Raw genomic sequence first — 19,277 nt, 5'->3', positions numbered from 1 at the left:
TCGTTTCCATACGCTCACCCCACTAAGCAAACGCGACGAGGCTCGCTCGGCGCCCAACTGAGGATCCCTGTCCTCCGGGTCACGAAGCACGGCTCGGGCAAGCGCGACATGGCAGGCTGACAAACATGGGAACGACACCGCGCGTGCGTGCCCCCGAGTTGCGGGGCCGTCAGTGGCTCAACACAGGGGGACAAAACCTAACATTGCAGGATCTTCGAGGTCGCTGTGTCTTACTCGATTTTTGGACCTTCTGCTGCATCAACTGCCTGCACGTGCTCGACGAGTTGCGCCCGCTGGAGGAGAAGTACGCCGACGTGCTGGTCGTCGTCGGGGTGCACTCGCCGAAGTTCGAGCACGAGAAGGACCCGGCCGCGTTGGCCGCCGCCGTCGAGCGGTACGGCGTGCACCACCCGGTGCTCGACGACCCCGACCTGGACATGTGGCAGCAGTACGCGGCGAAGGCGTGGCCCACCCTGGCGGTGGTCGACCCGGAGGGTTACGTGGTCGCCACGATGGCCGGCGAGGGCCATGCCGAAGGGCTGGTCCGGTTGGTCGACGACCTGATCGCCACCCACGAGGCCAAGGGCACCCTGCACCGGGGCGACGGGCCGTACGTGCCGCCGACGCCGCCGGAGACGACGCTGCGCTTCCCCGGCAAGGCCGTGTTGCTCGACGGCGGGAACCTGCTGGTCTCCGACTCGGCCCGGCACAGCCTGGTCGAGCTGGCCCCGGACGGCGAGACGCCGGTCCGGCGGATCGGCTCCGGGGAGCGGGGCCGGGTCGACGGGCCGGCCCCCTCGGCGAGCTTCGCCGAGCCGCAGGGGCTCTGCCTGCTGCCCGCGCACGTCGCCGAGGTCGCCGGCTACGACCTGCTGGTCGCCGACACCGTCAACCACCTGCTGCGCGGCGTACGCCTGGACACCGGTGAGGTGACCACGGTCGCCGGCACCGGCCGGCAGTGGCGCTCCACTGTCGACGACCACGCCCACGACGCGCGCTCCGTCGACCTCTCCTCCCCGTGGGACCTGGCCTGGTACGACGACAAGGTCATCGTGGCGATGGCCGGCATCCACCAGCTCTGGTGGTTCGACCCGATCAAGCGGACCGCCGGCATGTGGGCCGGCACCACCGTCGAGGCGCTGCGCGACGGCCCGCTGCCCGAGGCGTGGCTGGCCCAGCCGTCCGGCCTGTCGGTCTCCGCCGACGGCACCCGGCTGTGGGTGGCCGACAGCGAGACCAGCGCGATCCGTTTCGTGCAGGACGGCGTGCTCGGCACCGCCGTCGGGCAGGGGTTGTTCGACTTCGGGCACGTGGACGGGCCGGCCGACCGGGCGTTGCTCCAGCATCCGCTGGGGGTGTGCGCGCTGCCTGACTCCTCGGTGCTGATCGCCGACACCTACAACGGCGCGGTACGCCGCTTCGACCCGGCGACCGGCCAGGTCGCCACGGTGGCCGACGGGCTGGCCGAGCCGAGCGATCTGGTGCTCACCGCCGACGGCGGGGTGCTGGTGGTGGAGTCGGCCGCGCACCGGTTGACCCGGCTCGCCCCGGGCGCGTTGACCGCAGCCGGGGCGGACACCGTGGACGGTCCCCGGCACCGGCTGGAACGCAAACCGACGGACGTCGCGCCCGGCGAGGTGACCCTCGACGTGATCTTCACGCCGGCGCCGGGACAGAAGCTGGACGAGACGTACGGGCCGTCGACCCGGCTGGTCGTCTCGGCCTCACCGCCGGAGCTGCTGGTCGAGGGGGCCGGCACCGGCACCGAGTTGTCCCGCCGGCTGGTGATCGACCCGGCCGTACCGCAGGGGGTGCTCCAGGTGACCGCCCAGGCCGCCACCTGCGACGCCGACGTCGAGCACGCCGCCTGCCACCTGACCCGGCAGGACTGGGGCGTCCCGGTGCGGGTCGTCGACGACGGCGCGACCCGGGTCCCGCTGGTGCTGCGCGGCCTGGACACCTGAGCGCCCGCCCGGTCGGCACCGCGCCGGGCGGGCGGGCGGGCGGGAGCACCGGACCCGCGCCGGGCCAGCAGGCGACCGGGGACGGTTCTCAGGCGAACGGGGTGAGGGTGACCCCGGCGTCGATCAGCGCGGCCCGCACCAGGGCGGCCGAGGCGACCGCGCCGGGGCTGTCCCCGTGCAGGCAGATCGAGGCGACCGGGCAGGGCACGACGGTCCCGTCGACCGCCACCACCGTCTGCTCGGTGGCCATCCGGACCGCCCGGACGGCCACCTCCTCCGGGTCGGTGACCAGCGCGCCCGGCGCGGTACGCGGCACCAGTGCCCCGTTGGGCAGGTAACCCCGGTCGGCGAAGCCTTCGGGGACCGCCCGCAGGCCCGCGCCGACGGCGAGCTGGGCGAGGGTGGAGCCGGGCGCGCAGAGGATCGGCAGTTCGTGATCCCACCCGCTGACGGCCGCGACCAGGGCGGCGGCCTGCACCTCGTCGGTGGCCGCCGCGTGGTAGAGCGCGCCGTGCGGTTTGAGGTAGCGGACCCGGGTGCGGGACGGTCGGCAGAACGCGTCGAGCGCCCCGAGCTGGTAGGTGACCTCGTCGCGCAGCTCGTCGAAGCCGTACGCGATGTGCCGGCGGCCGAAGCCGGCCAGGTCCCGGTAGCCGACCTGCGCGCCGACGGCGACGCCGCGTTCGGCGGCGGCGGCGCAGACCCGCCGCATGGTCGACGGGTCGCCGCCGTGGAAGCCGCAGGCCACGTTGGCGGAGGTGACCAGGTCGAGCAGCGCCTCGTCGTCGCCGAGCCGCCAGATGCCGAATCCCTCGCCGAGGTCAGCGTTGAGGTCCATGGAATCTCACCGTAGTCCCCGGTCGGGCCTGCGCGAGCCCGGTCACGTCGTCCACCACCCCGATCACCGGGTACCCGCCGGTGGTCGGATGGTCGGCCAGGAAGATCAACGGCTGGCCGTCGGCGGGCACCTGCACCGCGCCGAGCACCACGCCCTCACTCGGCAGCTCCCCAGCCACCGCGCGGGGCAGCGCCGCGCCGACAAGTCGCGCACCGACCCGGTCACTCACCGGACTCACCGTGTACGCCGTGCCGAGCAGCGACGCCAGCGCGTCGGCGGTGAACCAGTCGGCGCGTGGGCCGGGGCGCAGGGTCAGCCACAGCTCGTCCGGCACCGGCCGGCCGACGGTGAAGTCCACCGGGGCGGGTGGCCCGGCCGGCGGGCCGAGCGGGAGCCGGTCGCCGTCGCCGACCGGGGGTGGGCCGAGGCCGGAGAGGGTGTCGGTGGACCGGCTGCCGAGCACCGGGTCGACGGCGATCCCCCCGTCGACCGCGAGCCAGTTGCGCAGCCCGTGCCGGGGCGACCCGATCCGCAGCACCGCCCCCGCCGGCACCGCCAACGGCCGGCCCACGTCGCCGGGGCGGCCGTCGACCCGGACGTCGACGTCGGCCCCGGTCACCGCGACCGTGCCGGCCCGGGTCAGCCGCAGCTCACCGCCGCCGAGGGTCAACTCCAGACCGGCGGCGTCCGCCGGGTTGCCGACCAGCCGGTTCGCCAGCGCCAGCGCCGCCGGATCCAGCGCCCCCGACCGGGGTACGCCGAGGTGCGCCCACCCGGGCCGCCCCAGATCCTGCACGGTGGTACGCGGTCCCGCCCGGCGCACCTCGATCACCCCACGGGTCGGCCCGGATGGCTGCTCCGCCCGGCGCACCCCGATCGCCCCGCCCCCGGTCGGCCCGCCCCCGGCCGGCCCGGTTGGCTGCTCCGGCTGCTCCGCTCGACTCGTCCCGGTCATGCCGGCACCGGCCGGGGTCGGGGACCGCCGGTCACCCGGTCACCAGCCGGACCCGGGTGCCGGGGGTGAGGGTGGCCGGTGGGTCGGCGGCCACGTCGAAGAGGGTGAGCGTGGTCCGCCCCACCAGCAGCCAGCCACCCGGCGAAGCGGTCGGGTAGATCCCCGCGTACGGGCCGGCCAGGGCCACCGAGCCGGCGGGCACCCGGGGGCGCGGGGTGGGCAGCCGGGGCACCGCGTACTGCGGGGGGAGGCCGGTCAGGTAGCCGAAGCCGGGGGCGAAGCCGCAGAACGCCACCCGGAAGTCGGTGTCCCGCAGGCGTTGCACCACCTGGGGAACGGTCAGTCGCCAGTGCGCGGCGACCAGGGGCAGGTCTTCACCGTCGTACACGGTGGGAACGTCGACGGTGCCGGCGTCGGCTGTGGTGGTGACCGGGTCGGGGGTCCAGCCGGCGATCCGGGTGGCCGTCGACTCCGGGTCGGGCACCCCGTCGAGCAGGACGGTGCCGGCCGCCGGGACGATCTCGGCGGCGTCCAGCTCACCGGCGGCGCGGCGTCGCCACAGCTCGGCCCGCCACCGTTCCACCTGGCCGGGGTCGTCACAGTCGAGCAGGAGGGCGTGCCGGCCCACGGGTCGGATGCGCATCCCGCCATACTCCCCGATCGATGTGCCGTCCAGGGTCGCTAGACTCGACAGGTCTGGTGACGGGTCGCACTACCTAGAAGTAACCTACGGTGCCGTAACCTGATTCCGTGACCACCTCCGCACCGCTTCGACTCAAGCCTGTCGACATCGGTAAGCCCCGGATGCGCGGCTGGCTGCACACCTACGCGTTCTTTGTCGCGCTCGTCTGCGGCACCGTGCTCTGCGCCGTCGCGGCCACCCGTCCCGGCTGGGCGCCCCTGGTCAGCTGCCTGATCTACAGCGTCACCGTCTGCGGCCTCTTCGGCACCAGCGCCCTCTACCACCGCCGGGTGTGGTCGGAGCGCGGCTACCAGATCATGCGCCGGATGGACCACTCGATGATCTTCGTGTTCATCGCCGGCACCTACACACCGCTCTGTGCGCTGCTGCTCGACCGGCGGATGGCCACCCTGATGCTCGGCCTGGTCTGGGGTGGGGCGTTGGCCGGCGTGGCCGTCAAGCTGATCTGGCCGCACGCTCCGCGCTGGGTCTCCGCCCCGCTCTACCTGGCCCTCGGCTGGGTGTCGGTGGCGATCCTCCCGCAGATCCTGCGCCAGGGCGGGGTCACCGTGCTGGTGCTGCTCGCCGCCGGTGGGGCGATGTACAGCATCGGCGCGGTCTTCTACGCGCTGCGGCGGCCCAACCCCTGGCCCACCGTCTTCGGCCACCACGAGTTCTTCCACGCCTGCACCCTGCTCGCCGCCCTCTGTCACCACATCGCGATCTACTTCGCCCTCTTCACCTGATCACCCGTCTCCGGCCGGTCCGGGGGCAGTCGCGCCGGCCGCGCGGCAAGCCGGAGCCGGCCTGAGCAGGGAACAGTTCAGGGGCCCCGCGCCGTTGCGGGGCCCCTGAGATCATGTGGTGCGGTGCGGTCAGACCGGGTAACCCGGGCCGCGCGCCTCGCGGTACTCCTCGCGTACCACCTGGCCGCCCTGCACCGGCACGACCCGGTCGGCGACGACCTGGTCCTGACGCACGGCGGTGGTCACCACCGCCCGGCGACGGCTGTTCCAGAAGAAGAGGGTGGTCAGCAGCCCGACGAGGCCGGCGAGCATCAGCACCCAGCCCACCACGTCGAGGTTGAGCCATCCCAGATCGGCGTCGACGGCGAACGCGAAGATCGCACCCACCGCGATGAGGAAGATGCTGGCACCGATGCCCATGACGTCGCCTCCTTGGCTGTCAGCTGGCGTTACCCACCCGCCACGGCCATCGAGGGCATCGATGAGCGAGTGGCCCCACTGACATACCCAGGCGACACTCGCGTCAATCAGGCAAGCTGGGGGAATGACGGACGGCGAGGCCGAGACACGGACACTGGTGCTGCTGCGGCACGCCAAGGCCGAACAGCCCGGGAGCGGCTCCGACGTCGACCGGCGACTGACCGCACGCGGGCACGCCGACGCCGCCGCCGCCGGGGCGTGGCTGGCCGCGCAGGGTCTCCTCCCCGACGTGGTGATCTGCTCGGCGGCCCGCCGGACCAGGCAGACCTGGCACGACGTGGCGCTGGGCATGACCGGGGTCCCGCCGGAGGGTGGCCCGGCGGGGACAGCACCGGTGGTGCGGTACGCCGCCGCCGCGTACGAGGCGCACCCGGACGACCTGCTCGACCTGGTGCGGATGGTCGAGCCGGAGGCCCACACGGTCCTGCTCGTCGCCCACAACCCGGGCATCTCGCTGCTGTCGGTGCTCCTCGACCCGGAAGGGGCCGACCGGGAAGGGTTGCGTACCACCGGTCTGGTGGTGCACCGGGCGGCAGCCCCGTGGGCGGAGTTGACACCGGGCGACACCCCGGTCGTCGACCGGCACACCGCCCGCGGCTGACCCGACCCACCCGCCGGGCAGCCCGGCTCTGGTGACGTCGTCCTGCGCGCGGCCGGTCAGCGGCCGGTGTCGTCCAGCGGGGCGGACGGTCAGGACGGGGGTGCGGTGGGCGGCGGCGGATCGGGCGGCGGCGGCATCATCGCGGTCGGGTGGGAGAGCCGGTTCTCCTCCACGATGAGCGTGCGCGCCCGCTTGCGCCGGTCCTGCCAGAACCAGAGCGTGGTGAGCAGCACGGCCAGGCCGGCCAGGATGAAGACCCAGCCGACGGCGCGCAGGTTGATCCACCAGACGTCGGCCCGGATGGCGAACGTCATGATCGCGCCGAGCGCGATGAGAAAGATGCCGCTACCAATGCCCATGTGCGCTGCACTCCCCCGTGCGGTGGCCGTTGGGCGTGCCCTGACGTGGTCCGCGCGGGTTACCCGCCCAGCAGCCCTCCTACCGGGATCGCACCCGGCAAATCTGGCCCCTCTCCCGACCGCTTCCCGCACGCCTCAAGGGGTGGCGCTGTCCCGATCCTCATGGTCGACGCAGAAGGGCCGATGTGGTGATGTCCGGACGTCCCGGACACCGCCACATCGGCCCCATGCGTGTCACCCGCCGAATCCGGCCGGCTCGACCCGGTCGGGACCGGCGGTCAGTTCAGAAGGCCTCCTCGGGGATGTCCATGATGTCCAGGTCGGCGCCTTCGATGATCCGGCGGTCGGCGCCGATGCGGGGCAGCACCTCACGGGCGAAGAACCGGGCGGCGGCCACCTTGCCGGTGTAGAACGCCTGGTCGGTGGTGGAGACCTCACCGGCCAGCGCCTTCAGCGCCACGTCGGCCTGCTTCTGGAGCAGCCACCCGACGACCAGGTCACCGAGGGCGAGCAGGAAGCGGCGGCTGCTCAGGCCGACCTTGTAGAGGCTGCGGGTGTCGCCGCCCTGGGCTTCACCGAGCCAACCGGTCAGCACGACGAGGATGTTCTGGATCTCGGCGAGCGCCCGACCGAGCGCCTGCCGCTCCTCCTTGAGCTGCCCGTTGCCGGCCTCGGTGCTGATGAACTCCTGGATCTCACCGGCGACCGAGGTGAGCGCCCTGCCGTTGTCCCGGACGATCTTCCGGAAGATCAGGTCGAGGCTCTGGATCGCGGTGGTGCCCTCGTACAGGGTGTCGATCTTGGCGTCCCGGACGTACTGCTCCAGCGGGTAGTCCTGGAGGAAGCCGGAGCCACCGTAGGTCTGGAGCGACTCGTGACCGAGCAGCTCGTAGGCCCGCTCGGAGCCGACGCCCTTGACCAGCGGCAGGAGCAGGTCGTTGACCCGCCTGGCCAGCTTGGTGGCCGGTTCGTCGCCGGCCGCCTCGGCGATCGCGATCTTGTCCTGCCAGGTGGCGGTGTAGCAGACCAGCGCCCGCAGCCCCTCGGCGTACGACTTCTGCATCAGCAGCGAACGGCGCACGTCCGGGTGGTGGGTGATGGTGACCCGGGGCGCGGCCTTGTCGGCCTGCTGGGTCAGGTCGGCGCCCTGCACCCGGTTCTTCGCGTACTCCAGGGCGTTGAGGTAGCCGGTGGACAGAGTGGCGATCGCCTTGGTGCCGACCATCATCCGGGCGTACTCGATGATCATGAACATCTGCCGGATGCCGTCGTGCTTCTCGCCCAGCAGCCAACCCTTGGCCGGTACGCCGTGCTCGCCGAAGGTCAGCTCGCAGGTGTTGGAGACCTTGATGCCCATCTTGTGCTCGACGTTGGTGGCGTAGACGCCGTTGCGCTCGCCCAGCTCGCCGGTCTCGGCGTCGAAGTGGAACTTCGGCACGACGAACAGGGACAGCCCCTTGGTGCCCGGGCCGCCGACGCCCTCGACGCCGACCGGACGGGCCAGCACGTAGTGGACAATGTTGTCGCTCAGGTCGTGCTCGCCGGAGGTGATGAAGCGCTTCACGCCCTCGATGTGCCAGGAGCCGTCCGGCTGCCGGACGGCACGGGCCCGGCCGGCGCCGACGTCCGAGCCGGCGTCCGGCTCGGTGAGCACCATGGTGGAGGCCCACTGCTGGTCGATGAAGAGCTTGGCCCACTTCTTCTGCTCGTCGGTGCCCTCGACCTCCAGCACGTGCGCGAAGGACGGGCCGGAGGCGTACATCCAGACGGGCGCGTTGGCGCCGAGCACCAGCTCGGCGAGCGACCACCAGAGCGCGCGCGGGGCGCTGCTGCCGCCGAGGGACTCGGGGAGGTCCAGCCGCCAGAACTCGGAGTCCATGAACGCCTGGTAGGACTTCTTGAACGACTCCGGCAGCGGTGCGGTGTGCGTCGCGGGGTCGAAGACCGGTGGGTTGCGGTCGCTGTCCTGGTAGCTGGCCGCGAGGTCCTCACGGGCCAGGCGGTCGACCTCGGAGAGGAAGCTGCGGGCGGTGTCGACGTCCAGGTCCGTGTACGGCTCCTGGCCGAACGTCCGGTCCGCCCCGAAGACCTCGAACAGGTTGAACTCAAGGTCCCGAAGGTTGCTCTTGTAGTGGGTCATGCTCACTGGCCCCGCTTCCGGACAGGTGTTACCGATCAGTAACCCCCACTGTATTACTCACCGGTAGGCAGCGACAACCCGATCGTCGAAGTGACGGCGATCACAGCCCGGCGCGCGTCAGTTCTCCGCCGCGCCGACCTCCCACGAGGGCACCGCCACCGTCACCCCGCTACGCGGCCCGGTGTACTCCATCAGCACCAGGGCGATGTCGTCGTCGAGCCGCCCGTGCACCCACTCGACCAGCGCGGTCTCCAGGGAGGCCAGACCGTCGCCGACCGTGCCGTGGCCGAGCAGCCGCCACGCCCGGTCGGCGGTCGGGAAGAACTCGCCGTCCCGGCGTGCCTCACCGAGACCGTCGGTGAACAGCAGCAGCCGGTCGCCCGGCTCCAGCCGCTCCACCCGGGGCCGGACCACCGGCATGAAACCCAGCGGCGGCGCGGGCGCGGGCGGCTCCAGCGGGATCACCGCGCCCCGACGCAGCAGCAACGGCGCCGGATGGCCGCAGTTGACGATGGTCAGCGTCCCGCCGCGCTCCTCGACCACGGCCGCGGTGACGAAGTCCTCGTCCCCCACGTTGCGGGCCACCGCCCGGTCCAGGTCGGCCACCACCGCCCGCAGGTCGGGCCGCTCATAGGCGACGTGCCGGTAGGAGCCGAGCACGATGCTGGCCAGCCGGACCGCGTCCAGCCCCTTGCCCCGCACGTCCCCGATGATCATCCGGACGCCGTACGGGGTGTCTATCGCCTCGTACAGGTCACCGCCGATCTCGGCGGTGGCCGTGGGGGAGATGTACCGGGCCGCCACCGCCAGGGTCCCGACCTGCGGGCCGAGCGGACGCAGCACGGCCTGCTGAGCCACCGAGGCCAGCCGGGACAGCTCGCCGATCCGCACCACCTGCCCCTGCCGGACCGCCGCCACACTGGCCGCCACCACGGTGGCGAAGGCGATCCCGACCAGGGACACCGCAGTGGTCAGCTTCATCGCCGGATCGGCCACCGCGAACCCGGCCCCGACCAGCAGCGCGAGGAAACCCACCCCGGCCACCGCCCGCCACGAGGCGAACCCGGCGGCCAGGATCGGCGCCACCGTCATCAGTGCGACGTAGTGCACCGCACGGCCGTCGGCCGACTCGATCGCCGAGACGAGCGCGAGCAGCCCGACGGCCGCGCCGACGCCGGCGCGGGACCCGGGACTCAGTGGGCCTCGGCCCAACTGGAAGGCATGTTTACGTACGTGGGACAGCATGCCTGATGGAACCGGGCCGGAGAATGAACCTAGCCCCACGATTGAGGGTGTTCTACCCGGCCGTCCCGCTGGTGTCACCGTTCGCCGTCAGCCCAGCACCTCGTACCTGACCGTCAGTTCACCCAGGTCGACCGAGGCGATCGCGGCGAAGGCGGCCCGGGACAGGTCGATGCAGCGCCCGTCGACGAACGGGCCACGGTCGTTGATCCGCACGGTGACGGACTTGCCGTTGGCCGGGTTGGTCACCCGGACCTTGGTGTTGAACGGCAGGGTCTTGTGCGCGGCGGTCAGCGCGCTCGGGTCGAAGTTCTCCCCGTTGGCGGTCAACTGACCCTCGTCGTAGAAGGACGCGCCGCACGAGCCGCTGTCGACGACGTTGCTCTTCGGGGCCGCCTTCTTCGTGGTGGCGGACGGCTTGGGCTCGGGCGTGCGCGGCTTGCTCCGGGAAGCGGCCTGGGTCCGGGTCGCCTTCGGGCTGGCCGTGGCGGTGGGCGACGGGCTGGCGGTCGGGGAGACGGTGGGGCTGGCACTCAGGCTCGGGGTCGGCGCGGCGGTGGTGCCGACGACGCCGGGGGTGACCGGGTCCACGACCACGGGGGCCGGCGCGTCGTCGGCCGTCAGCTGCACCGCGCCGACGGTGCCGCCGACGGCGAGCGCGACACCGAGCGCGGCGGTGGCCGCGATGCCGGCGGGCGAGGAGAAGATCCGGGTACGGGAGTGCCTGCCAACCACCGGCTCGGTCCTTTCGTAGGCCTTCATAGCGGCTCGGACCGTAACGACAGAAGCACTTCCGAAGTCAACGTGATCATGGTGGTATGCCCGGAATTACAGTGATACGTGTGACCGATCAGCCGACGGCCGGTGGGCCGCACGGGCCAGAATGCCACCGCTGGCATTCACCGCCGAGGATGGGGTCATGACCGCCGCGCCGCGTACCGCGAGGATGGGGCCATGACCGCTGCGCTGCGCGCCCGCCTGGTCGAGCTGTTCCGCTGGGTCGACCCGGGGCCGGGCAGCAGCCACCTGGTCAGCGACGTCTCCGGCTGGTGGCGGGACCCGCAGGTGCTGGCCGGGCTCGGACCAGCCCTGGTCGCGCCGTTCCACCCCGACCGGCCGACCGTCGTCGTCGCCCCCGCGGTGACCGGGTTGATGCTCGGGCCGCTCGCCGCGACCGCCCTCGGTGTCGGCTTCGTCCCGGCCCACAAGCCCGGCGACGGCCGACTCCCCGCCGGCCCGCTGACCTGGGCGCAGAGCCCACCCGACTTCCGGGGCCGGCAGGTCGACCTGGCGGTACGCGACGACCGGCTCGGCGCGGACGACCGGGTGCTCATGGTCGACGACTGGGTCGCCACCGGAGCCCAGGTGCGGGCCGTCCGGGACCTCTGCGCCGCCCGGGGCGCACACTGGGTCGGCGTCGCCGCCGTGGTCGTCGACCTGCCCGACCCGGTCGCCGCCGAACTGGGCGCACGCGGGCTACTCACCCCCGCCGACCTGCCCTGACCCACGCTCCCGTGTCAGCCCGGCCAGGGTGCCGAGCGACTTGGCGACCAGCAGATCGGTCGGCGTGGCCAGGGTCGGGGCGACCTGTCCGGCGACCCAGTCCACCGCCACCGCCGGTGGTGCGCCGGGCGACGGGACAGCGGCACCCCGGTAGCCTCGGCCGCATGTGGCCACGGATCGGCGGACTCCGCACGCTCGCCCTCGGCACCCCCGGTGAGCTGCGCACCACCCTCAACACGCTGGTGCTCACCGGGGTCAAGACGGCCACCGCCGGCCTGCTCACCGAGTACGCCGCCGAGGCCGAGGAGTTGGAGCACGTCGGTGAACGGCTGGCCCTGGTCGACGACCGGGACGCGCTCGTCGGAGTGGTCGAGGTGACTGGAATCGACGTCGTCCCCTTCGCCCGGGTCCCCTGGGACTTCGCCCGCTCCGAGGGGGAGGGCGACCGCTCGATCGAGGACTGGCGGGCGGGGCACGCCGGCTTCTGGGCCCGGGCCGGCACCCCGGTCACCGACGACACCGAGATCGTCTGCATCCGGTTCCGACTGGTCTCGGCCGGCGACGGCGGGATACGCACCGGCGACCTGGGCACCTGAACCGGGCCGGGGCGGCACCCCGTCAGTGTCCGGCCCCCTGCCGGTGCGTGCGGGGTCCCTCAGTGTGCAGCCGCTCAGGGCCCGCGGCACCCCGCAGTGCGTGCGGCGACCTGTCAGGGCGTGCGCAGCTCCGGCAGCAGGCGGGTGGCGACGTCCGCCAGCACCGCCTCGTCGCCCGCGTACCAGCTGCTGGCCCGGGGCCAGTGCGTGATCACGTCGGTGAAGCCGAGCGCCGCCGCCCGCGCGACCTGCTCGGCGAAGAAGTCCGCGCTGCTCAGCGAGAAGACCGGCGCCGAGTCCAGGGAGAGGTACCGGGGCAGGCTGGCCGGGTCGCGGCCGGCCTCGTCGAGGGTACGGTCCATCCGGGCGCAGAGCGTCGCCACCCCGTCCCACCAGGCCGTCAGTTCCTCCTCGCCGGTGCCGGTGGTGACCCAGCCCTGACCGAACCGGGCGACCAACCGCATCGACCGGGGTCCGTTGGCGGCCACCACGAACGGCACCCGGGGTTGCTGCACGCAGCCGGGGTTGTTGCGGGCGTCCACGGCGGAGAACCAGTCACCCCGCCAGGTGGTGCCGTCCTCCCGCAGGATCAGGTCCAGCAGCTCGGTGAACTCACCGAACCGGTCCACCCGCGGCCGGGGCGGCAGCGTCTCCCCGCCCAGCACGGCCGAGTCGAAGCCGATGCCACCCGCCCCGAGGCCCAGCAGCAGCCGCCCGCCGCAGATGTCGTCGAGGGTGGTGACCTGCCGGGCGAACGCCGCCGGATGCCGGAAGTTGGGCGAGGCGACCAGGGTGCCGAGCCGGATCCGTTCGGTCACCGTGGCGGCGGCGGTCAGCGTCGACATCGAGTCGAACCAGGGACCGTCGACCAGGTCCCGCCAACCCAGGTGGTCGTACGTCCAGGCGTGGTCGAAACCCCACTCGTCCACCTGCTGCCAGCGCCGACGCGACTCCGACCAGCGCTGGTCGGGAAGGATCACGATGCCAATCCGCATGATCACCAGGGTACGTCCCGACGCCGCCCCCGGCCCTTTCCGTGCCGGGTGCCCGCGCTCACGTGGGTCAGTCAGGCCGGGTCTGCTCCTCGGTCTCCGACCACGGGGTCGCCTTCAGCACGATCGGCCGGTAGGCCAGCGCGCGGTCGACGACCTCGGTGGCCGTCAGCTCCGGGGTGGTCGTGAAGATCAGATCGGAGACGTCCGGACAGACGAGGTCGCGTGCGAGTCTGTCCAGCCAGTCGTTCAGCTCGCCGTCGTCGGCATAGTCGAGCCGCATGATCCGCTCGACGAGGGCGACGGCCTCGTCCCGGGTCAGCTTCGCCGGCACGGTGACCTCCTCGGAGCAGGGCCGATGGCACCCCACATGATCCTCGACGGGGAGGTGTCGAGGTTTCCGCCCCGGGCTGTCGTCCAGGTCGGCCCGAGGTCGGGTGGTCCTGGCGCGTCCTTTCGAGCTGATGTCGTCAACGAATCAGGCGGCGAGTGAGGCGTGACAGGTGGTCAGGCGGGGGGTGACGGGCGGCGGGCGGCGGGCGGCGGAGTGTGCTGACGTCGACACCGCTTCGGCCGTCGGTGTGAGTCGTTCACGTCATCAGGTCTAAAGGACGCGCACGGGTATCCGCTCCCCCGCCATGCCGATCGAGTGGGCTTCAGGTCGCCGGGGTCGCCGCCTGGGCGACGTCACCGGGGTCGTAACTCTCGTCGCAACCGCCAAGTCACCAACGCAGGCGGCACCTGGAGCCGCTACCCCGGCCCAAGGCCATGACTTGTTACCGCGACAACCCCGCTGTCGGCCGCGCCGGTGCTCAGCTGGCTTCCGAGCCAGGTGAGTAGCGTCGTGCTGTACTGCCCGCTGATGCTCCCGCCATCGGCACGGTGCGCCCTGGTTGACCTTGGAACATCGAAGGCCCCGACTCGGATTCGCATCCTGGTCAGGGCCTTCGTGGTGGAGCGGGTGACGGGAATCGAACCCGCACTGTCAGCTTGGGAAGCTGATGTTCTGCCATTGAACTACACCCGCAAGCGGAACCACTGTACCTGAGGTGACCACGCCCGCGCACCCTGGCACCCCCGCACGCCGCCGGACACCTTCCGTAGCCGATCGACCACCACCTGCTGAAATGAAACGGTCAGATGTTTCACAGAAGCAGCTTAGGGACGTTCTCAAACGTGTCGATCAGTTGTAACGTCACCCCCACGTTCACGACCTCGGCGCGACATACCCCCTGTCGCGCCGCCAGAAAGAGGTGGGCCCATGGGACTACGTCCCAACCTGCTGACCCGGCGTGCCGCCGGCGTCGCATCGACGACCTTCGCGCTGCTGCTGAGCACTGCTGCGGTGGGCGTCGTGCCTGCGGCTTCCGCATACTCCGCAGCCCCCGACAACGCCTCCTGCGCGGAGCCGGCCGACGTCCACGAGGACGTCCACTCCGACGCGCGCGTTCGCGGCGGCAGCAAGGCCGCGCACAAGCGGCACGACCCGAACCAGCTGACCGCCACGCAGGTCAAGGAGCGGGAGGCGGACTTCGCTGCCGCCCTGCGCAACAGCGCCCTGCGGTCGAAGTCCAGCATCCGCACCGGTTCGAGCGAGGGCACGACGGTGGCGCTGGCCCCGATCACCGTCCCGGTCGTCGTCCACGTGATCCAGCGGGACAGCACCCGGGCCGGGGGCAACATCCCCGACTCGCTGATCAACTCGCAGATCACCGTGCTCAACCAGGCTTACAGCGGTGCGACCGGCGGCGCGGCCACCGGCTTCACCTTCCAGCTCCAGAAGATCAACCGGGTCACCAACGCGTCCTGGTACCCGATCGTGCAGGGCTCCTCGGCCGAGCGGGCGATGAAGACCCAGCTGCGCACCGGCGGCAAGAACACCCTCAACTTCTACCTGGGTGAGCTGAGCGACGACCTGCTCGGCTGGGCGACCTTCCCCAAGCGCACCCTGGACGTGATGGACGGCGTCGTCGTGCTCGGCGAGTCGCTGCCGGGTGGCGCCGCCACCAACTACAACCTGGGTGACACCGGCACCCACGAGGTCGGCCACTGGCTGAACCTCTACCACACCTTCCAGGGTGGTTGCTCGGGCTCGGGCGACGGCGTCTCGGACACCCCGGCCGAGCGTGAGCCGGCCTTCGAGTGCCCGACCGGTCGGGACACCTGCACCGCGTCCGGCAAGGACCCGATCACCAACTTCATGGACTACACCTATGACTCGTGCATGTACCAGTTCACCGCTGGTCAGGCGAGCCGCATGGTGAACGCCTGGACCGCCTACCGCGCGTCGGCCTGACCGACACACCGCAGGCACCGGTGCCGGCTCCGTCCTTCCCGGACGGGGCCGGCACCGTCGTCTTCCGGGTCAGGCGGCGGTACGCCGGGTGTCGAACCCGTGCCGACCACGCCGGGCCGGCCGCTGGTCGGGCAGGTCGGCGACACCCGGCCGGCCCGCTGTCGGGTCCAGCCAGACCTGCACGGCGGGACGCCCGCCGTCGGGACGCAACTGGCCGCCGTGGTCACGCCGGGTCAGCATGGCGACGTCCACGCTGAACTCGAAGAGCCGCCAGTCGACCTGGGGAGCGGCCCGACCGATCGCAGCCACCAGCGCCACCCGGGCCGGATCGGCCACCGGCTCGGCCCGACCGGCGAGATACGCCTCGTCGTCGCTCTCCTCCGCCGGGAACGAGTGGAGCGCGTAGCGGCCGTCACGTTCGAGGTCGCGTCGCTTGGGTGAGTCGACGACGAAGCAGAAGAGCCCGCCGTCGGTGACCAGCGGGCAGACCGGGTGCACCCGGGGACCACCGTCGGCGCGGACGGTGGCCAGGTAGCCGAAACCCGGCCCGTACTGCTGGAGGAGAAGGCGGATCCCGTCGGCGAGTCGGGGCTCGTCGGCGGCGAATGCGGACCATGATGCCATGCCGTCATCCTATCGAACAGGCGTTCGAAAATCAGTCCGACACGCAGGTGGAAGGGCCCGGCATCCGCCCCGCAGCCACCGCCGACGACGACCGCCGGCGGCCCGGTGGGTCGGGGCGGCCGACGCGCCGACGAGGCCGGCGGGACGGCCCGGTAGGCAGGGCGGACTGGCGTGCTCGATAGGGTGGCCCGATGCTGCTCTCCGACCGGGACCTGGTCTCCGAGATCAAGGCCGGCACGCTGGCGCTGGAGCCGTTCGAGCCGAGTCTGGTGCAGCCGTCCAGCATCGACGTGCGCCTCGACAAGCTGTTCCGGGTCTTCAACAACCACCTCTACACCCACATCGACCCGGCCGTGCAGCAGGACGACCTGACGTCGATGGTCGAGGTGCCGGCGGGCGAACCGTTCGTGCTGCACCCGGGTGAGTTCGTGCTCGCCTCCACGCTCGAGGTCATCTCGCTCGGCGACCAGCTCGCCGGCCGGCTGGAGGGCAAGTCGAGCCTGGGCCGGCTGGGCCTGCTCACCCACTCGACCGCCGGCTTCATCGATCCGGGCTTCTCCGGCCACGTCACGCTGGAGCTGTCGAACGTGGCCAACCTGCCGATCACCCTGTGGCCGGGCATGAAGATCGGCCAGCTCTGCATCTTCCGGCTCTCCTCGCCGGCCGAGCACCCCTACGGCTCGGAGGTGTACGGGTCGCGTTACCAGGGCCAGCGCGGGCCGACGCAGAGCCGCTCCTGGCAGAACTGGCGCATCTGGCCCACCCGCTGACCACACCCCACCGGGCCGGGCCCCCCGGGTCAGGGGGCCCGGACGCGTGGCTCAGCCGGGTCGGCCGTAGCTGTTGACCGGCCCGTCGTCGACCCGCTTCATCGTGATCGGCTTGCCGGCCTGGGAGGCGTGCACGACCCAGCCGTCCCCGACGTACATCCCGACGTGGTGCAGGTCGGAGTAGTAGAAGACCAGGTCGCCGGGGCGCAGGTCGGCCCGGCTGACCCGGTCGGTGACCTGGCGCTGCTGCCGGGCGTTGTGCGGCAGCGACACCCCGGCCTTCGCCCAGGCGGCCATGGTCAGCCCGGAGCAGTCGTAGTTGTTGGGGCCGGCCGCGCCCCACACGTACAGCTTGCCGATCTGGGCGCAGGCGAACTTGACGGCCGTGCCGGACGGGCCGCCGGGGTAGCCGGCCGGGCAGGGTGCCGGGCGCAGTGATCCCCCGCCGCCGTTGCCGTAGACCTTCAGCCGCAGCTTCTGCAATTTGTCGATCTCGGTGTTGATCTGCTTCTTCTTCGCCGCCAACTGGGCCTCGGTACGGGTCAGCTGGGCGACCATCTCGTCCAACGGCGCCTTGGTCGCGGCGAGTTCGTCGCGCAGTGCCGCGACGGTCCGCACCTCGCGCTGTTGGCGGCTGGCGAACCGGTCCAGCAACCCCAACTGCTCGACCACCTGGCTGGGGCTGTGGCTGCCGAGCAGCGCATTGACGGTGGACATGTTCTCGCCCTTGTACGCCTGGACGGCGAGGCCGCTGACCTGGTTCATCGCCTGGTCCACCCGCCGTTGCAGCGGGGCGATCCGCTTGCCCAGCGCGTCGGCCTGCCGACGCTTGGCGGCGAGGTCGGTGCGGGTGGCGTTGTGCTGCTCGATGATCGGTTCGAGCTTGTTCCAGTCCTGGTCGATCTGTCGTTCGATCTCGGCGACCGAGGGGTCGGCGTGGGCTGCCGTGGCGCCACCGGTCAGGGCGACCGCGACGGCGGCAAGGGTGGCGAGGGTGGTGGTGAAGCGGGACCAACGTGGGCGCGGCACCGTCGTCTCGCGGGCGACCTGGGTCGACCGGCGTGACGGTGGGCGCGGGGCATCGTGTGCCACCGGGCTCCGGGCTCCTTCTTCCTCGACCGCCTACCGGGTTAGCTGACGGGTTCGGGCGGGAAGGGAGCGCCCTACCGCAGTGGTTGCGGATTCACCCCGGCGTACCTGGGTCCCCGGCTCGCCCGGAGGCGACTCGGCGGTGCCGGCCGACGCCACCCCGGGTGGGGCGGACCTGGTGCCGACCGACGATTGACCAGAGTAGAGATGGTCGTTATCGATCCGCAACCCGCCGGGCCGGCACACTCCGTGACCGGAAGACGGGCCAACCCCCGGCCCATCGGGCCGGGGGTTGGCGTCTGCGCTGGTCAGGGTCGGCGGAAGCCGGCCACCGGCATGTAGTTGATGCTGGTCACCTGGACCGGCTTACCGGTCCGGGGTGCGTGCACCATCATGTCGTTGCCCAGATAGAGGCCGACGTGGTGCAGGTCGCTGAAGAAGAACACCAGGTCGCCGGGGCGGGCCTCGGAGCGCGGGATGGCCTTGCCCTCGTTCCACTGGGCACCGGTGAAGTGGGTCAGCGAGATGCCGGCCGCCTTGTAGGCGAACTGGGTGAGCCCGGAGCAGTCGAACGAGTTCGGCCCGGTGGCACCCCAGACGTACGGGTCACCGACCTGCGCGCAGGCGGTCGCGATCGCGGTCCGGGCGGCGGAGCTGACCACCCCGTTGATCGTGGGGCAGCCGTTCACCTTGACGGTGGTCTTCGGCATGGCCGCCTGGAGCCGCTTGATCTCAGCGTTGATCTTGGTCTTCTTGGCCGCGAGGTCCTTCTCCTGCTGCACCTCGGCGGCGATCAGCGTGTCGAGCTTCTGCTTCTCGGCGTCGTACTTGCGGCGCACCACGAGCACCGCCTCGACCTCCCGCCGCTGCTCGGCGGCGAGCCGGTCCAGAATGGTCAGCTGCGCGGCGAGGGTGCCCGGCCGGCTGGTGGTGAGCAGCGCGCTCAACTCCTGCGACGGCCCGGACTTGTAGTAGCGGGAGGCGAGGTCGCCCACCCGGCCGAGGGCCAGTTCGCTCTGCAGGGCCAACGGCTCGATCTTCTTCTGCAGGTCGGCCGACTTCTTGCGGTTGACCTTCAGCTGCGCCCGGACCTTGTTGTAGTTCTCGATGGTGGGTTCGAGCTGCTCCCACTGCTTGTCGAGAGCCGCCTCGATCTCCTCGGGCGACGGCGCGGCGTGGGCCGGCACAGCGAGCATCCCGGCACCGACGGCGACCGCCGCGACCACGGTGAGCAGGCGGCGGGCGACCCGCCGAAGGACTGCCGGCCGGGCGGGCGGCTGGCCCTGGACGTGACGTTGAGGGGGCATGGTTGCCACCGGCGTCGACTCCTTTGCAACCGACCGCCGGGCGCCTCGCTAAGGGGAAGAAGGAGGCAGACGACCCACAGCGGCCGGTGCAAC

The 19,277-nt window shown here is 71.9% G+C and carries 20 protein-coding genes, 1 tRNA gene and 1 riboswitch; of the genes, 7 read left to right on the top strand and 14 right to left on the bottom strand.

Features of this window, described 5'->3' with window-relative positions; all coding sequences use genetic code 11:
* Positions 1-125 precede the first annotated feature (125 nt).
* Complete coding sequence (locus tag ACQP2H_RS00520) at positions 126-1,964, top strand: NHL domain-containing thioredoxin family protein (RefSeq protein WP_433230381.1); 1,839 nt, start codon at positions 126-128, stop codon at positions 1,962-1,964.
* A gap of 88 nt (positions 1,965-2,052) precedes the next feature.
* On the opposite strand, the gene ACQP2H_RS00515 is transcribed toward ACQP2H_RS00520, so the two are convergent.
* From ACQP2H_RS00515 to ACQP2H_RS00505, 3 genes are read right to left on the bottom strand one after another with little or no spacing between them, the layout of a single operon-like run.
* Complete coding sequence (locus ACQP2H_RS00515) at positions 2,053-2,802, bottom strand: LamB/YcsF family protein (RefSeq protein WP_433230378.1); 750 nt, start codon at positions 2,800-2,802, stop codon at positions 2,053-2,055.
* The gene (locus ACQP2H_RS00510; RefSeq protein WP_219465486.1) at positions 2,786-3,757 is read right to left on the bottom strand and encodes a biotin-dependent carboxyltransferase family protein; all 972 of its coding nucleotides are present in this window, start codon (positions 3,755-3,757) and stop codon (positions 2,786-2,788) included. Before ACQP2H_RS00510 ends, ACQP2H_RS00515 begins: the two co-directional genes overlap by 17 nt.
* Positions 3,758-3,788: 31 nt before the next feature.
* Positions 3,789-4,400, bottom strand: a complete 612-nt coding sequence (locus ACQP2H_RS00505; RefSeq protein ID WP_219465485.1) for a 5-oxoprolinase subunit B family protein — start codon at positions 4,398-4,400, stop codon at positions 3,789-3,791.
* Between the two features lie 107 nt (positions 4,401-4,507).
* Here ACQP2H_RS00505 and trhA point away from each other — a divergent pair, with 107 nt between their 5' ends.
* Positions 4,508-5,185 carry a PAQR family membrane homeostasis protein TrhA gene (trhA, locus tag ACQP2H_RS00500; protein ID WP_219465483.1) on the top strand — a complete coding sequence of 226 codons (678 nt, stop codon included), beginning with the start codon at positions 4,508-4,510 and terminating at the stop codon, positions 5,183-5,185.
* A gap of 129 nt (positions 5,186-5,314) precedes the next feature.
* On the opposite strand, the gene ACQP2H_RS00495 is transcribed toward trhA, so the two are convergent.
* Positions 5,315-5,605, bottom strand: coding sequence for a DUF6458 family protein (locus ACQP2H_RS00495; protein ID WP_208565265.1), 291 nt, complete (start codon positions 5,603-5,605; stop codon positions 5,315-5,317).
* A gap of 124 nt (positions 5,606-5,729) precedes the next feature.
* On the opposite strand from ACQP2H_RS00495, the gene ACQP2H_RS00490 reads away from it, so the two are divergent.
* A complete protein-coding gene (locus ACQP2H_RS00490) occupies positions 5,730-6,266 on the top strand; it encodes a SixA phosphatase family protein (RefSeq protein WP_363817876.1) in 537 nt (178 codons plus the stop codon).
* A gap of 89 nt (positions 6,267-6,355) precedes the next feature.
* Here the strand turns inward: ACQP2H_RS00490 and ACQP2H_RS00485 are convergent, their stop codons facing one another.
* The 4 genes from ACQP2H_RS00485 to ACQP2H_RS00470 form a co-directional block, all read right to left on the bottom strand.
* A complete protein-coding gene (locus ACQP2H_RS00485; protein ID WP_091253403.1) occupies positions 6,356-6,625 on the bottom strand; it encodes a DUF6458 family protein in 270 nt (89 codons plus the stop codon).
* Between the two features lie 283 nt (positions 6,626-6,908).
* Complete coding sequence (locus ACQP2H_RS00480) at positions 6,909-8,765, bottom strand: acyl-CoA dehydrogenase (RefSeq protein ID WP_219470507.1); 1,857 nt, start codon at positions 8,763-8,765, stop codon at positions 6,909-6,911.
* 117 nt (positions 8,766-8,882) lie between these two features.
* Complete coding sequence (locus tag ACQP2H_RS00475) at positions 8,883-10,010, bottom strand: PP2C family protein-serine/threonine phosphatase (RefSeq protein WP_219465479.1); 1,128 nt, start codon at positions 10,008-10,010, stop codon at positions 8,883-8,885.
* Between the two features lie 87 nt (positions 10,011-10,097).
* Positions 10,098-10,742: a septal ring lytic transglycosylase RlpA family protein gene (locus tag ACQP2H_RS00470; protein ID WP_363817873.1), complete on the bottom strand. Its 645-nt coding sequence runs from the start codon at positions 10,740-10,742 to the stop codon at positions 10,098-10,100.
* Positions 10,743-10,961: 219 nt separating this feature from the next.
* Between ACQP2H_RS00470 and ACQP2H_RS00465 the strand changes: the two genes are divergently transcribed.
* Entirely contained in the window at positions 10,962-11,510 is a 549-nt protein-coding gene (locus ACQP2H_RS00465) for a phosphoribosyltransferase family protein (protein ID WP_219465477.1), read from the top strand.
* Between the two features lie 164 nt (positions 11,511-11,674).
* A complete protein-coding gene (locus tag ACQP2H_RS00460; RefSeq protein WP_219465476.1) occupies positions 11,675-12,106 on the top strand; it encodes an ASCH domain-containing protein in 432 nt (143 codons plus the stop codon).
* A gap of 113 nt (positions 12,107-12,219) precedes the next feature.
* Here the strand turns inward: ACQP2H_RS00460 and ACQP2H_RS00455 are convergent, their stop codons facing one another.
* From ACQP2H_RS00455 to ACQP2H_RS00445, 3 genes are all read right to left on the bottom strand, one after another.
* The gene (locus ACQP2H_RS00455; protein WP_433230370.1) at positions 12,220-13,107 is read right to left on the bottom strand and encodes an LLM class flavin-dependent oxidoreductase; all 888 of its coding nucleotides are present in this window, start codon (positions 13,105-13,107) and stop codon (positions 12,220-12,222) included.
* Between the two features lie 61 nt (positions 13,108-13,168).
* Positions 13,169-13,432, bottom strand: coding sequence for an e9imm peptide (locus tag ACQP2H_RS00450; RefSeq protein ID WP_219465474.1), 264 nt, complete (start codon positions 13,430-13,432; stop codon positions 13,169-13,171).
* Between the two features lie 619 nt (positions 13,433-14,051).
* Positions 14,052-14,125 (bottom strand) — tRNA-Gly (locus ACQP2H_RS00445).
* A gap of 234 nt (positions 14,126-14,359) precedes the next feature.
* On the opposite strand from ACQP2H_RS00445, the gene ACQP2H_RS00440 reads away from it, so the two are divergent.
* A complete protein-coding gene (locus ACQP2H_RS00440; RefSeq protein ID WP_357532742.1) occupies positions 14,360-15,394 on the top strand; it encodes a zinc metalloprotease in 1,035 nt (344 codons plus the stop codon).
* 69 nt (positions 15,395-15,463) lie between these two features.
* Here the strand turns inward: ACQP2H_RS00440 and ACQP2H_RS00435 are convergent, their stop codons facing one another.
* Positions 15,464-16,018 carry a pyridoxamine 5'-phosphate oxidase family protein gene (locus tag ACQP2H_RS00435; RefSeq protein ID WP_219465460.1) on the bottom strand — a complete coding sequence of 185 codons (555 nt, stop codon included), beginning with the start codon at positions 16,016-16,018 and terminating at the stop codon, positions 15,464-15,466.
* A 191-nt stretch (positions 16,019-16,209) separates the two neighbouring features.
* Here ACQP2H_RS00435 and dcd point away from each other — a divergent pair, with 191 nt between their 5' ends.
* Positions 16,210-16,788 (top strand): dCTP deaminase, encoded by a 579-nt coding sequence (gene dcd / locus ACQP2H_RS00430; protein ID WP_208565243.1) that lies wholly within the window; start codon positions 16,210-16,212, stop codon positions 16,786-16,788.
* A gap of 51 nt (positions 16,789-16,839) precedes the next feature.
* Here the strand turns inward: dcd and ACQP2H_RS00425 are convergent, their stop codons facing one another.
* Together ACQP2H_RS00425 and ACQP2H_RS00420 are read right to left on the bottom strand one after the other, a co-directional pair.
* Complete coding sequence (locus tag ACQP2H_RS00425) at positions 16,840-17,880, bottom strand: NlpC/P60 family protein (RefSeq protein WP_357532738.1); 1,041 nt, start codon at positions 17,878-17,880, stop codon at positions 16,840-16,842.
* A gap of 12 nt (positions 17,881-17,892) precedes the next feature.
* A riboswitch (cyclic di-AMP (ydaO/yuaA leader) is annotated at positions 17,893-18,029 on the bottom strand.
* Positions 18,030-18,185: 156 nt separating this feature from the next.
* Positions 18,186-19,184: a C40 family peptidase gene (locus ACQP2H_RS00420; RefSeq protein WP_208565241.1), complete on the bottom strand. Its 999-nt coding sequence runs from the start codon at positions 19,182-19,184 to the stop codon at positions 18,186-18,188.
* Between the last annotated feature and the right edge of the window lie 93 nt (positions 19,185-19,277).

Source organism: Micromonospora sp. CA-248260, from assembly GCF_050942205.1.
Taxonomy (GTDB): Bacteria; Actinomycetota; Actinomycetes; order Mycobacteriales; family Micromonosporaceae; genus Micromonospora; species Micromonospora antibiotica.
This window is presented reverse-complemented; position numbering and strand designations above follow the sequence as displayed.